Below are 14,152 nucleotides of genomic sequence, written 5' to 3'. Positions count from 1 at the left end.
AACGGCTTGTTTGTATGATTCATAGAGTTTTTACTAAATTTTCTTTTAAGAAAACCTAAAAATAAAAATATAATTCTGAATATTTTTAATTGAAATCATATATGATTTGGTATATGATAAATAACATAATATAGTTATTAAAAAATTCTTTATATTCAATCAAATGGAAGGAGTGGAAACATTGTACATTAACGGAGAATGGATTCAAACAAATGGAACAATAGAGGTGTACAATCCGGCCACGGGCGAATGGGTCGACCAGGTTTATACGGTAGGCGTCCAGGAAACGAAAGAGGCAATCAAAGCTGCAAAAGCAGCATTTGAAAACTGGTCCCAACTTCCCGCAGAAAGCCGTGCAGCTTTTTTACATAAAACAGTGGAAAAGTTAAAGGAACAAAGCGAATCCCTGGCACAATTAATTACAAAAGAAATGGGAAAATCGATCCATAATGCCCGTTATGAAGTCCAGAGCACCATTTCATTTTTTCAATGGTTTGCGGAAGAAGCACGTAGAGTATACGGAAGGGTTATCCCTGCATCAGTAAATAATAAAAGGGTCTCGGTCACGAAACAACCCGTCGGTGTGGTAGCAGCCGTTACTCCTTGGAATTTCCCATTATCGATGGCAGCGAGAAAATTGGCTCCTGCATTAGCGGCGGGATGTACGATTATACTAAAGCCTTCAAAAGAAGCACCCTTATCTTCAACCGCATTATTTAAAATTTTTGATGAAGTAGGGATCCCTGCAGGGGTGGTCAATCTAGTCATGGGAAATTCGGATACGATTGTGGGAACCTTGATGGAAAGTAAAGATGTTCGAAAAATCTCCTTTACTGGCTCAACCGAAATCGGGAAAAAACTCATTCGCCAATCAGCAGATACCGTAAAAAGGGTTTCGATGGAATTAGGCGGTCACGCACCATTCATAGTATTTGAGGATGCCGACCTTGACCTTGCTGCAGATGGTGTTATTCAGAGTAAATTTGCCTCAACAGGTCAGCAGTGTGTGTGTGCAAATCGAATTTACATTCATGATACCATCTATGATGAATTTGCTTCGAAACTGAAAGAAAGAGTTTCCCAATTAAAGGTGGGAGATGGGCTTGATGAAGCAAACAATATTGGTCCACTAATTAACGAGCAGGCGATTGCCAAGATGAATGATCAGGTGGAAGATGCGAGAGCGAAGGGGGCAGGCGTTCTATACGGGGAAAAGACTTACCGGCAGAAATTATGACAATGGCCACTTCTATTGCCCGACCTTATTAGTCAACAGTACAGAAGATATGAAAATATTACATGAAGAAACATTTGGACCTATTGCTCCGTTAATTCGATTCACCTCTGAAAAAGAAGTAATCGAACGAGCGAACAATATTGAATATGGATTGGCGTCTTATTTTTATACAAATGATCTGTCACGGGTATACCGCGTTTCCGAAAAACTGGAATATGGAATGGTAGGGATTAATGATGCGGCACCATTCGCCGTACAGGCGCCATTCGGCGGAGTGAAAGAAAGCGGTTTAGGCAGAGAAGGCGGCACTGAAGGAATTGAAGACTATTTAAATGTAAAAATGACCTCTACGAGAATCCATTTATAATCAGTAGAAAAGGAGACTTAAAATAATGGAAAAGTTAACCGTTGTTGGTTCCGGTACGATGGGCAGGGGCATCGCGTATGTTGCCGCGATTGGCGGCTTTCAGGTGTCATTGAACGACGTGAACCAAGAGAATTTAGATAGAGCAAAACTCTATTTAGAAACCGAAATGACCAAAAGTGCGGATAAAGGGTTCTTAACAAGAGAACAGGCATCAGTTGCCCTAAAACGAATTGAATATACAACTAGTTTGGAAAAGGCTGCCGGTGACACAGATGTTGTCATCGAAGCTGTATTTGAATTAATGGAACTGAAAGTGGATATTTTCAAAAAGTTAGACAAAATTTGTCCGGAGCATACGATCCTCGCCACGAATACTTCAACAATGAGTCCTACAGAGATAGCTGCTCAGACCTCAAGACCGGAAAAATGTATTGCGATGCACTTCTTTAATCCTGTCCATAAAATGAAGCTAATTGAAATTGTTCGAGGACTCGAAACCTCAGATGAAACGATGACAAAGGCAAAAGAAATTGGCAAGAAACTTGGAAAAGAAACAGTGGAAGTTAATGAATTCCCTGGTTTTGTCACAAGCCGCATGAATTGTTTAATCGGCAATGAAGCTATGAATCTATTAATGGAAGGTGTCGCTTCCGCGGAAGACATCGATAAGTCGATGAAGCTGGGCTTAAACCATCCAATGGGACCGTTAGCGCTTGCAGATTTAGTAGGTTTAGATACTAGATTACGAAATATGGAATATCTATATAAAACACTAGGTGAAAAATACCGGCCATGCCCGCTCTTAATTAAGTATGTAAAAGCAGGCCGTTTAGGACGCAAATCCGGCCAGGGATTTTACACCTATGAAAGTTGACTTGGGGGTTCTATAAAATGAAAAGAACGTTAAGCTGTGAAAAATTAAGGTCAGCTGCAGATGCAATCAAATGGATTGAATATGGGGAGGAACTATTAGTGGGCGGGTTCGGACTTTGCGGCACACCGTTTACCTTAATTGATACGATTGCAGAATCAGACCATGCCAGGGAATTGACGATTATTAGCAATAACTTAGGTGAAGCGGGCAAAGGGCTTGGAAAACTGCTCATCTCGAAACATATTAAAAAAGCAGTAGGATCATATTTTACTTCCAATCGTGACGCGGTTAAAGCCTGGAAAAGCGGCGAGCTGGAAATCGAATTGATTCCGCAGGGAACATTAGCTGAGGCGATCCGGGCTGGCGGTGCCGGCATTGCTGGATTCTATACGAAAACAGCTGTCGGGACAAAGCTAGCAGAAGGAAAAGAGGAAAGAGAATTTGACGGTGAGCGCTATATTTTTATCAGAGGAATAAAAGCAGACGTGGCTCTGATAAAAGCTGCAAAGGCTGACACCATGGGCAATCTCGTTTATTCGAAAACTGCCCGAAATTTCAACCCGATGATGGCAACGGCGGCAAAACTAGTGATTGCGGAAGTGGATGAAATTGTCGAAGCAGGCACACTCGAACCGGAACAAATCGTGACCCCGCATTCCTATGTAGACATCCTTGTCTTAAATGACCGCTACGAAAAAATCGGAGGTGAATATGTTGAACGTCACGGATAAAAAACAAGATACTGACCGGATTCGAATTGCCAAACGAATTGCTTCCGAGCTTGAAGACGGTACTGTTGTGAACCTTGGTGTGGGAATTCCTACGTTAATTCAAAACTATTTAAAGCCGGATGCCCGCGTCTATCTTCAGTCAGAAAACGGGCTGTTAGGGATGGGACCAACCCCGCCTAAAGAGGAAATCGATATGGATTTGATTAGCGCTAGTAAACATCCGATTACAACCGGAGTGGGCTCCTCGATTTTTTCAAGTGCCGATTCTTTTGTGATGATTCGCGGTGGCCATGTCGATGTAGCTGTGATGGGTGCCCTTCAGGTCAGTGAAACCGGGGAAATTGCCAATTGGGCGGTTCCTGGTCAGGATATTCTTGGTGTGGGCGGGGCAATGGACTTAGTGGCAAGTGCCAATAAAATTATTATTGCGATCACTCAAGTGACAAAAGACAATATACCGAAAATTGTAAAACAGCTCAGCTATCCTACTAGCGGCATTCGGCAAGCTGAAATGATTGTGACGGAAAAAGCAGTATTTCGAATCGACAACGGCAGGTTACGATTAGACGAAGTGGCAGAGGGCTCTTCAGTAGAAGAAATAAAGAGATTAACAGATGCTGAGTTTACCGTATCTGAAAATCTTAAAACAATGCCATTTTAATTGAATGAGAGGTGTTAAACGAAAATGGACTACGCCAATATTTTAGTAAAAGAAGATCAGAATATCGGGTTTATTATCATCAATCGTCCAGAACAAAGAAATGCATTAAATGTAGAAACCTTACAGGAAATTGAAACGGCACTAGATGAATTAAGGAGCAACGAAGAAATTCGGGTGGTGATTTTTACCGGTGCCGGTGAAAAATCGTTTGCTGCCGGGGCAGATATCAGCCAGTTAAATAAAAGGACAATGCTAGAGGCGCTCCAGCCCAATATGACTGCGACCTATCGCAAAATCGAAGACTATGAAAAGCCGACAATAGCGGCCATCAATGGGTTTGCTCTAGGCGGCGGGTTAGAGCTGGCCCTTGCCTGTGATATTCGGATTGCCTCCTATAATGCTAAGGTCGGTCTGCCGGAAGTAGGCTTAGGGATTATCCCGGGAGCAGGCGGGACGCAAAGACTTACAAGATTAATAGGAAAAGGGAAGACGATGGACCTCGTCTTAACAGGAGACATCATTACTGCCGATGAGGCAGAAAGGTTGGGAATTGTCAGCAAGGCCGTTCCAGCAGAGGACCTAATGGACAGAGTAAGGGAATATGCACGAAAAATAAGTCAAAAAGGTCCGTTAGCGTTAAGGCTAGCAAAAGCAGTAGTAAACCGCGGTGCGGATGTTGAAATGGAAACCGCTCTTTATTTAGAAAAACTTGCTCAGACGGTTTTAATGGGTTCAGAGGATAAACAGGAAGGAACACAAGCCTTTCTTGATAAAAGACAACCACAATTTAAAGGAAAATAGTAGGGGGATAAGAAAATGGATTTTACTTTGTCGGAGGATATTCAGTTATTACAAAAGGCCGTCCATGATTTTGTACAGGAAGAAGTAGAAAAGGTTGCAATGGAAATAGAAGAAAAGGATGAAATTCCTAGTCATATTGTCGAAGCCTCGAAGGAAATGGGCTTATTCGGGCTAAGCATACCGGAAGAATACGGCGGACTCGGCCTTGATATGGTGGGGAAATGCGCAATCTATGAAGAATTGGGCAAGACCCATAATGGCTATACAACTCTGATCGGGGCCCATACCGGAATCGGTTCTGTCGGAATCGTGGAACTGGGTACTGAGGAACAAAAGCAAAAATATCTTCCAAAGATGGCGAGCGGAGAATGGATTGGTGCCTTCGCCCTCACAGAGCCGAGCGCCGGTTCAAACGCCGCCAATTTAAAAACAAAGGCGGAGAAAAAGGGAGATAAATATATTTTAAATGGCTCGAAACATTATATTACCAACGCCGTCTGCGGGAATGTTTTTACCGTAATGGCCGTAACCGATCCGAGTAAAGGAGCGAAAGGAATCACTTCCTTTATCGTTGAAAAGGATTTTCCAGGCTTCATTGTCGGGAATGTTGAGAAAAAAATGGGGTTGCGCGGCTCCCATTCTGCTGAGCTTTTCTTCGAAGATCTTGAAGTACCGGCTGAAAATGTGCTTGGTGAAGAAGGAAAAGGCTATGTGAATGCCTTGAAAATCCTTGCCAATGGACGGGCTGGCTTAGCAGCGCGAAACCTTGGATCCTGTGAAAAATTGCTGGAATTAAGCACCGATTATGCGATGCAGCGGGTCCAGTTTGATAAACCGATTTTTGAACAACAAGCGGTTCAGCATATGTTGGCAGATATGGCGATGGAAATCGAATTGCTTCGTTCGATTACCTACCGTGTTGCCTGGATGACCGATCAAGGGATGAGAGTGGTAAAAGAGGCCGCAATGGCCAAACTTTACGGTTCAGAAGCATACAATCGTGTGGCAGATTTAGCCGTCCAGATCCATGCTGGAATTGGGTATATGAAGGATTATCCAATTGAACGATTCTATCGTGATGCACGGATTACGAAGATCTACGAAGGAACGAGTCAAATCCAGAAAAACATTATTGCAGCTGAATTAAAACGAGAGTTTAGATAAGAGGGTGGGGTGAGAAAATGAGGAATGTAGTGATTATCGATGGTGTTCGAACCGCAATTGGAAGAATGGGCGGAACACTGAAGGATGTTGAAGCAGACTTTTTATCCGAAAAAGTAATGAGAGAAGCATTAACAAGAAGCAGGATCAATGGTGAGGATGTAAATGAAGTAGTTTGGGGGCATGCCAAGCAAAGCTCAGATGTACCAAATCTTGCAAGGTTAGCTGCTTTGAGGGCTGGTCTGCCAATTGAAGTGCCGGGTTATACGGTTCATCGCCAATGCGGTTCTGGGCTTCAGGCTATTAATAACGCAGCACAGCAAATTATGTGCGGCTTGTCTGATGTGGTATTGGCGGGCGGTGCGGAAAGTATGAGTACGGCACCCTATTATTTAAGAAAGGCAAGATATGGCTACGGAGCAGGCAATGCCGAGATTGTAGATCCAAATACCGAAAGTCAGCCAAGAGCGCAGCCAATTGAAGTTTATGGTAATCTAACCATGGGATTAACCGCAGAAAATCTCGCGGAAAAATATCAAATTAGCCGCGGGGAGCAGGATGAATTTGCATTCGAAAGTCAGCAGAAAGCTGCCGAAGCGATTCAGTCCGGAAGGTTTACGGATGAAATTGTGCCTTACGAAGTAAAGGTGAAAAGGGAGAAAATTCTCTTTCAAGTGGATGAGCATCCACGTCTCACAAGCCTTGAAAAGCTTGCATCCTTAAAGCCTGTCTTCAAAGATGGGGGAACAGTTACCGCAGGAAATGCGAGCGGAAGAAATGATGGTGCCGCCGCACTTGTGATGATGTCAAAAGAAGAAGCGGCAGAGCGCGGACTTTCTCCACGTCTAAGGGTAATTTCTCAGGCTTCCGTTGGGGTAGCACCTGAAATTATGGGAATTGGTCCTGTCCCTGCAACCCTTAAAGCTTTGAAGCTTGCCGGTTTAACATTGGACGATATCGATTTAATTGAATTAAACGAAGCATTTGCTGCGCAGGCACTTGCCTGTGTGAAAGAATTAAACATGGATCGGAAAAAAATAAATGTCAACGGTGGAGCGATTGCCCTCGGTCATCCCATTGGAGGAACCGGTGCCATTCTTACGGTTAAAATCATGAATGAATTAGAGCGCCGCGGCGGTCGTTATGGATTAATTACGGCTTGTATCGGCGGCGGGCAGGGAATCGCGACCATAGTAGAGAATTTAAGAGTATAACCAACTTGGAGGGAAAATGTATGAGTAAGCCACGTGTATTACAGATCCTCCCTATGTACCATTCAAACGGAGAAAAGGTTTTACGTGAGGGGGCGGAAGTCATCCAAACAAATGACTATGAGATTGCCCATCTCTGCAGTCTTGTGAAGGATGTGGAGGCGATTGTTCTAAGGGCACCAGCTAAAATCACAAAGGAAGTGATGGATGCCAATCCCCATTTGAAAGTCATATCCGGTGCGGGAGTAGGTCTTGACAATATTGATGTTTCCTATGCGACGGAGAAGGGAATCCCTGTTGTTCATGCTCCCTCAGTCAATAAAGTATCAACTGCAGAACATGCTGTTATGCTGATCATGGCATTAGCAAAGTCAGTCGTCCCCTTCCATGAAAATATGAAAAAAGGGAACTATGATGCGCGAAATTCAATTCCATCCTTTGAGTTAAAAGGAAAGAAAGTAGGATTGATTGGATTCGGGAACATCGCCCAAGAGGTGGCCAAGCGGCTGAAGCTTGGATTTGAAATGGAAGTAACGTCCTGGGTGAGGGAATTTATTCCGGAAAAACATAAATATGCACATGAAATTGGGGTAAATATTTGTACAGATATGGAGGAGGTATTTAGCCAGTCGGATTTTATTTCCTTACATATTCCATTAAATGAGCAAACAAGGTATTCGATTGATCAAAAATATTTTTCATTAATGAAACCATCAGCGTTCTTGGTAAATACCTCACGCGGGGCAGTGGTCAATCAAGATGATTTATATCGAGCGTTAAATGAAAGCATGATCGCAGGTGCGGGTCTTGATGTATTTGATCCAGAGCCCCCTTCTAAGGATTTGCCGCTATTATCCTTACCGAATGTTGTGTTAACTCCCCATGTTGGCGGGACAACGGTGGAATGTAATTATGTAATGGCCACAACGGTTGCGGAAAATGTCATTAATATTTTAAATGGTAAAAGGCCACGGTTTATTGGCAATCCAGAAGTTTTACAGATAAAAACTGGAGAATAGGAGAAAAAATATGGATCATTATTCAATCGCCCTGCTTCCCGGTGATGGAATTGGCGTGGATGTTGTCCGCGAGGGAAGAAAGGTATTAGAAACGGTGTGTAAACTCCATGGCGGGTTGTCATTATCCTTCACTGAATTTGACTGGAGTTGCGAGTACTTTGCGAAAAATGGCAAAATGATGCCGGATAACGGATTAGAGATTTTGAAGGATTTTGATTCCATCTTCTTGGGGGCGGTCGGTTATCCGGGTGTACCGGACCATGTTTCGCTTTGGGGATTGCTTCTGCCAATTAGACGCCAGTTTGAACAATACATCAACCTGCGTCCTGTTAAATTGCTAAAAGGAATTCAATCGCCGCTTGCCGGTAAAACGGCAGAGGATTTGAACTTCCTTGTTGTCCGCGAAAATAATGAAGGGGAATACTCCAATATGGGCGGCCGGATGTATGAGGGCACCGATTTGGATATGGCGATACAAAACAGTGTTTTTACCCGTAAAGGGGTGGAACGGGTTTTACGGTATGCCTTTGATCTGGCCCGTAAACAGGGTAAGAGAAAGCATGTAACAGCTGCCACGAAATCGAATGGGATTAATCATACCATGCCTTTTTGGGATGAATATGTGGAGAAGATTGGAAAGGAATATCCTGATATAACGCATAATACCGTTCATATTGATGCACTTGCGGCCTTTTTTGTCAGCAAACCGGAGACGATGGATGTCGTGGTCGCGTCCAATTTATTTGGGGATATTTTAACGGATTTAGGGGCGGCGATTGTCGGCGGCCTTGGAATTGCGCCGTCGGCGAATATTAATCCGGAGAAGAAATATCCGTCGATGTTTGAGCCTGTTCACGGCTCGGCACCGGATATCGCCGGGAAAGGAATTGCCAATCCGCTTGCCTCGATTTGGTGTACGAGCATGATGCTAGATCATTTAGGGCAGCGAGAGGCAGCTGCCGCGATTATTGATGCAATGGAAGATGTACTGCAGGAAAAAGAGGTACTGACACCGGATATGGGTGGTAAGGCGACAACGGAGCAGGTAGGGGATTATATCTGTAAAAAGCTGAGAGCACGTTTAGGTTAAACTCTCTATATTATAAAATAGTAAAAATCAAAAATAGCCTGCGCTAAGCAGGCTATTTTTGATTTTTAAGTATTATTCTTACATGAAAATTCCTTCTAGTAAAAAAGGACGAAAATTTAATTTTTATTTAAACATTTTTTCGTGAAAAGTATACATATGATTCAGAATATTTTTAATTTACAATAATCCTAATCTTACAATAGATAATTTATAAAGGAGGACCGGAGAGAGATGTGTAGGGAGGGCGAGTGAAAAGGTCTGTAAGCGCTTCCTTAAATCAAAATGAAATCTTTTAATCGTTTTTAAAAAGGTATGATAAAAGATTTGAAATAATGGAGGGGTTACATTGAAAATTCCAAAAAAATTAGTGATCACTGCTGGAACCTTACTTCTTGGATTATCACTTGTTGGCTGCGGAAAATCAAGTGAAGTAGCTGGAGGAAGTAATGAAAAATCGAACGTGATTAAGATCGGTGTGCCGGCACCATTGTCAGGACAAAGTGCTAAAATGGGCAGCGACATCGTAAATGCCGCAAAACTGGCAGCTTCCGAGCTCAATGAAAAAGGCGGAGTGATCGGTAAAAAAATTAAAATTGTACCCATCGATGATGCCTGTGATGCGCAGGTTGCGACCCAAGCGGCAAATAAACTTGTCACTTCCAACGTTGATGCAGTGGTTGGGCATTACTGTTCTAGTGCAGCTTTACCAGCAGAAACTGTTTACAACGAAAATGGAATTCCTTTTATCACACCATCCTCAAGTAACCCTCAATTAACCGAACAAGGATTTACCAACGTATTTAGAATGATTGGCCGTGATGACCAGCAGGGCAAGTTCATGGCAGATTATCTAGTCAATGTAAAGCACAAGAAAAATATAGCCATTTTACATGATAACACTACTTATACTAAGGGATTAGCGACAGAAGCAAAAACCGGTGTGGAAAAACTTGGCGGCAAGGTTGCATTCTTTGAAGCCGTTACACCAGGAGAGAAGGATTTCTCTGTGATTATTAGTAAGCTTAAGCCATTAAAACCTGATGCCATCTATTGGACGGGCTTTTATGCAGAAGGCGGACTGCTCATCAAACAAGCGAAAGAGCTTGGGTTAAACGTTTTATTTGCGGCTGGAGATGGCAATAATGACACCACTCTCATGAAAATTGCCGGCCCAGCATCCGAAGGTGTAATTGTTAGTACGGCACCTACCACAGAATTCCTGAATAATGCGGGTGCAGGTGACTTTGTAACAAAGTACAAAGAAGCTTATAGCGAGGATGCAGGACCTTTCTCTTCGTATACGTACGATGGCGTTAACATTATTGCTGAAGCGATTAAGGAAGCAAAATCTCAAGACCGAAAGAAAATTATCGATACCATTCACGGCTTAAAAGATTTTCAAGGCGTTACAGGAACGATTAATTTTGATGATAAAGGGGACCGAAAAGGCATTAGCTATATTACGACCCAGGTACAAGATGGGAAGTTTGTAGCCACACAAAATTAATAGATTAGGAGGTTCCTAAATTGGAAGAGTTTTTACAGCAATTAATCAACGGTCTTACGATTGGCAACTTTTATGCATTACTTGCCTTGGGATACACGATGGTTTTTGGTATTATCCGGCTGATTAACTTCGCCCACGGCGATGTTTACATGGTTGGATCCTTTCTGGGCCTAAGCATTCTCGGACTGTTTGGCTCGTTAACATCTTCCGGGGTTGGAAGTTTTATACTTGCGATGATTGTTTCGATGTTCGTCACAGGATTAGTCGGTGTATTAATCAATCGCATTGCCTATGTACCACTATTAAATGCACCTCGCCTCTCGATCATGATATCAGCCCTTGCGGTTTCATTATTGCTTCAAAATCTAGTTATGGTTTTTTACGGCCCAAGTTTTAAGGTTTACCCCCACCTCTCGGCTGGGGGGGCCATTTTCAATAGCTCTGTAAAGATCTCTTACACACAGGTTGGCATGCTTCTAATCAGTATTATTTTTATGATCATTTTGCAGCTTTTTATCAAGAAAACCTTTTTAGGAAGAGCGATGCGTGCCGTTTCACTCGATCAAGATGCATCCCAGTTAATGGGTATAAACGTTCGCTTCATTGTTGCCATCACTTTTTTTATTGGTTCTGCCTTGGCGAGTGCAGCTGGAGTGATGATGGGCGGCTATTATGGTCAAATAAGTTTTATGATGGGATTCTTAATGGGAATTAAAGCCTTTACTGCTGCAGTTCTTGGCGGGATTGGGAATATCCCTGGAGCTGTCCTCGGAGGCTTCTTGCTCGGAATACTGGAAACACTTGGTGCAGGATATTTTTCTCCTGCCTGGAAAGATGTATTTGCTTTTGTAATCTTAATTTTGGTATTGGTATTTAAGCCGACTGGCCTTCTCGGAGAGCCACAAGCAGAAAAGTTGTAGGTGATGTAAGGTAATGGGAAAAAAACTCTCTACTTTAACAAAGTCCATTTCTCCTATCTTTCTAATTATGGTAGTCTGCTCAGTGCTCATTCCAATCGTTTATCCAGATCCATACATTATGGATGTCATGACAGGAATATTCATCTACGGAATGCTCGGAATTGGACTAAATATTGTCGTTGGATACTGTGGTCTACTTGATCTGGGATATTCCGCATTCTATGCTTCAGGGGCTTATGTAACAGCATTATTAATGGTAAATTTCCATGTATCGTTCTGGATTTCGTTGATTGCAGCGGGGATTGTTTCGGGGATTTTAGGTTTGATTATTGGAGCCCCAACATTACGGCTTCGCAGTGATTATCTCGCGATCGTAACTTTAGGTTTCGGTGAAATTATCCGGATTACAGCAACCAATTTGAGTTGGACCGGTGGACCAAACGGAATTTATGCCATTCCTAAGCCTTCCATCGGAGCCTTTCAATTTGCTACAAAAACGGATCTTTATTACCTAGGTTTTGTGTTGCTCATCCTTATTTTGATCGTAGCAAGCAAGTTGGGCAAATCAAGAGTTGGCAGGGCGTGGATGTTTATCAGGGAGGATGAGTCGGCAGCACAGGCGATTGGAGTGAATCTTGTACGCTATAAACTGCTTGCTTATTTGCTTGGGGCCATTTGTGGAGGAGTTGCCGGTTCATTTTACGCTGTAAAGATGTCTGTGATTAATCCAGAAAGCTTTACGTTTATGCAGTCTGTCAATATTTTGATGGTCGTGATATTAGGAGGCCGGGGAAGAAATACGGGTGTTCTGCTTGGTGCCTTTATCCTCATAGCCCTTCCAGAGTTTCTTCGCTCCTTTGACGAATGGCGATTGGTCATATACGCGGCTGCACTTCTAGTCCTCATGATCTTCCGTCCACAGGGACTGATGGGGGTTAAATATAATAAACCGAAGAAAAAAGGAAAAGAAGAAGAGGAAGGCTTGCTTGATTTAGTCAATACACAGGAAGGGAAAGATTTCGTTTGAGTGTATTACTTTCGGCTCAAGGACTAGGAGTAAAATTTGGCGGCTTACATGCTGTTTCCAATCTGAATTTTGAAGTGCAGGAAGGAAAAATAGTATCTTTAATTGGACCAAATGGGGCAGGTAAAAGCACGGTGTTCAATTGCTTGACAGGGTTTGTAAACCTAAGCTCAGGTACAGTTTTATTTAAGGGACAGCCTTTTAAAGGGTTTTCTCCAGACAAAATTGTTCAAAAAGGAATCGCCCGAACCTTCCAGTCAATCCGATTATTTAAGACCTTGACGGTAGAAGAGAATGTCATGTCAGGACTTCATATTCGAACAAAAAGTAATGTTCTCTCCACTCTTTTTAATCCGCGTAAAAGTAAAAAAGAGGAGGAGTGGGTTCGAGAAGAGGTGAAACGTCTTCTTTCATTTGTTGGTTTAGAGGATAAAGAAACGATTCGGGCGTCTGATCTTTCATATGGGGAGCAGCGAAAATTGGAAATCGCAAGGGCGCTGGCGACCAATCCGGCAATCCTTCTTTTGGATGAACCTGCAGCTGGAATGAACCATAGTGAAAAAAATGAACTAAAGGAACTAATCTATTCAATCCGGGACAGCGGTACAACTGTGGTCATCATCGAACATGATATGCAGCTCATCATGGAAGTATCAGATTGGATTATTGTCCTTCATTATGGGGAAATGCTTGTTGAGGGTCTTCCAGAAGATATTCAAAAGGATCCACGTGTAATTGAATCATACTTAGGTGAAGAGGGATAGAAATGTCAACGGTACTTGAAATCCAAAATGTTTCAGTTTCCTATGGAAAAGTTCCTGCACTCAAAAATATATCGCTTCAGGTTAACCAAGGGGAAATTGTCGCCTTGCTTGGTGTCAACGGTGCAGGTAAATCTACGACGCTTCGGACCATTTCAGGACTGATCCGGCCTAAATGCGGGAGCATCCATTATAATGGTGAGCCCATTCATAAAAGAAATGCCCATGAGATTGTAAAAAAGGGCTTGATCCATGTACCGGAGGGAAGACGCGTTTTTTCCACTATGACAGTTGAGGAAAACCTTCAGCTTGGAAGCTATTGTGCAAGAGACCATTTACATGATGGGCTAAAAGAGGTGTATGAGTTATTTCCGAGGTTATTTGATCGGAGAAAACAGTTATCCGGAACCCTCTCGGGAGGGGAACAACAAATGCTTGCAATGGGAAGGGCGATGATGGGGAAGCCAAAGCTGCTGCTGTTGGATGAACCGTCGATGGGCCTTGCACCCATTATTGTGAGGACAATTTTTGATACCATTAAAAAAATCAATGAAACCGGAACGACGATTCTCCTTGTAGAACAGAATGCCCGAGCTGCACTACGATTAACAAAACGAGCATATGTGATGGAATTGGGGGAAATTGTTCGAGAAGATGAAACTGAAAATTTAATCCAAGACAAAGTGATCGAGAAAATTTACCTTGGTGGATAAACAGGAAAGAAGATTGGCAATAGACACATCACTTTTCATTTGCACAAACAGGGGGTATCCCATGATGATTCTTGG

At 42.8% G+C, this 14,152-nt stretch carries 15 protein-coding genes; all 15 read left to right on the top strand.

Annotated features, from left to right (window positions below; translation table 11 throughout):
- Positions 1-181: 181 nt before the first annotated feature.
- The 15 genes from RCG21_RS22590 to RCG21_RS22520 all read left to right on the top strand — a co-directional run bounded on the left by RCG21_RS22590 (position 182) and on the right by RCG21_RS22520 (position 14,077).
- Positions 182-1,237: an aldehyde dehydrogenase family protein gene (locus RCG21_RS22590; RefSeq protein ID WP_308913795.1), complete on the top strand. Its 1,056-nt coding sequence runs from the start codon at positions 182-184 to the stop codon at positions 1,235-1,237.
- A complete protein-coding gene (locus RCG21_RS22585) occupies positions 1,176-1,604 on the top strand; it encodes an aldehyde dehydrogenase family protein (RefSeq protein WP_308913794.1) in 429 nt (142 codons plus the stop codon). The genes RCG21_RS22590 and RCG21_RS22585 overlap by 62 nt, the downstream gene beginning before the upstream one ends.
- A 25-nt stretch (positions 1,605-1,629) precedes the next feature.
- Positions 1,630-2,478, top strand: a complete 849-nt coding sequence (locus RCG21_RS22580; protein ID WP_133337696.1) for a 3-hydroxyacyl-CoA dehydrogenase — start codon at positions 1,630-1,632, stop codon at positions 2,476-2,478.
- 17 nt (positions 2,479-2,495) lie between these two features.
- On the top strand, positions 2,496-3,209 hold the full coding sequence (locus RCG21_RS22575) for a CoA transferase subunit A (protein WP_133337694.1): 714 nt from the start codon (positions 2,496-2,498) through the stop codon (positions 3,207-3,209).
- Positions 3,190-3,870 (top strand): 3-oxoacid CoA-transferase subunit B, encoded by a 681-nt coding sequence (locus RCG21_RS22570; RefSeq protein ID WP_165976333.1) that lies wholly within the window; start codon positions 3,190-3,192, stop codon positions 3,868-3,870. The genes RCG21_RS22575 and RCG21_RS22570 overlap by 20 nt, the downstream gene beginning before the upstream one ends.
- Positions 3,871-3,894: 24 nt before the next feature.
- Complete coding sequence (locus RCG21_RS22565) at positions 3,895-4,671, top strand: enoyl-CoA hydratase/isomerase family protein (protein ID WP_133337692.1); 777 nt, start codon at positions 3,895-3,897, stop codon at positions 4,669-4,671.
- A gap of 15 nt (positions 4,672-4,686) precedes the next feature.
- Positions 4,687-5,835 carry an acyl-CoA dehydrogenase family protein gene (locus RCG21_RS22560; RefSeq protein WP_133337690.1) on the top strand — a complete coding sequence of 383 codons (1,149 nt, stop codon included), beginning with the start codon at positions 4,687-4,689 and terminating at the stop codon, positions 5,833-5,835.
- Between the two features lie 17 nt (positions 5,836-5,852).
- Positions 5,853-7,046, top strand: a complete 1,194-nt coding sequence (locus tag RCG21_RS22555; RefSeq protein WP_133337688.1) for a thiolase family protein — start codon at positions 5,853-5,855, stop codon at positions 7,044-7,046.
- A 20-nt stretch (positions 7,047-7,066) separates the two neighbouring features.
- Entirely contained in the window at positions 7,067-8,062 is a 996-nt protein-coding gene (locus RCG21_RS22550) for a hydroxyacid dehydrogenase (RefSeq protein ID WP_133337686.1), read from the top strand.
- A 10-nt stretch (positions 8,063-8,072) separates the two neighbouring features.
- The gene (locus tag RCG21_RS22545) at positions 8,073-9,152 is read left to right on the top strand and encodes a tartrate dehydrogenase (protein ID WP_133337684.1); all 1,080 of its coding nucleotides are present in this window, start codon (positions 8,073-8,075) and stop codon (positions 9,150-9,152) included.
- 346 nt (positions 9,153-9,498) lie between these two features.
- Positions 9,499-10,659, top strand: coding sequence for a branched-chain amino acid ABC transporter substrate-binding protein (locus RCG21_RS22540; RefSeq protein ID WP_133337682.1), 1,161 nt, complete (start codon positions 9,499-9,501; stop codon positions 10,657-10,659).
- Positions 10,660-10,679: 20 nt separating this feature from the next.
- Positions 10,680-11,579, top strand: a complete 900-nt coding sequence (locus RCG21_RS22535; RefSeq protein ID WP_026576918.1) for a branched-chain amino acid ABC transporter permease — start codon at positions 10,680-10,682, stop codon at positions 11,577-11,579.
- A 13-nt stretch (positions 11,580-11,592) separates the two neighbouring features.
- Complete coding sequence (locus RCG21_RS22530) at positions 11,593-12,606, top strand: branched-chain amino acid ABC transporter permease (RefSeq protein ID WP_133337678.1); 1,014 nt, start codon at positions 11,593-11,595, stop codon at positions 12,604-12,606.
- Entirely contained in the window at positions 12,603-13,367 is a 765-nt protein-coding gene (locus RCG21_RS22525) for an ABC transporter ATP-binding protein (protein WP_133337676.1), read from the top strand. The genes RCG21_RS22530 and RCG21_RS22525 overlap by 4 nt, the downstream gene beginning before the upstream one ends.
- Before the next feature lie 2 nt (positions 13,368-13,369).
- Positions 13,370-14,077 (top strand): ABC transporter ATP-binding protein, encoded by a 708-nt coding sequence (locus tag RCG21_RS22520; RefSeq protein ID WP_133337674.1) that lies wholly within the window; start codon positions 13,370-13,372, stop codon positions 14,075-14,077.
- The last annotated feature ends 75 nt before the right edge of the window (positions 14,078-14,152 follow it).

The organism is Bacillus salipaludis (assembly GCF_030938565.1).
Lineage (GTDB): Bacteria > Bacillota > Bacilli > Bacillales > Cytobacillaceae > Neobacillus > Neobacillus salipaludis_A.
Note: the sequence above shows the minus strand (reverse complement) of the source record. Positions and strands in the feature narration are given on the sequence as shown.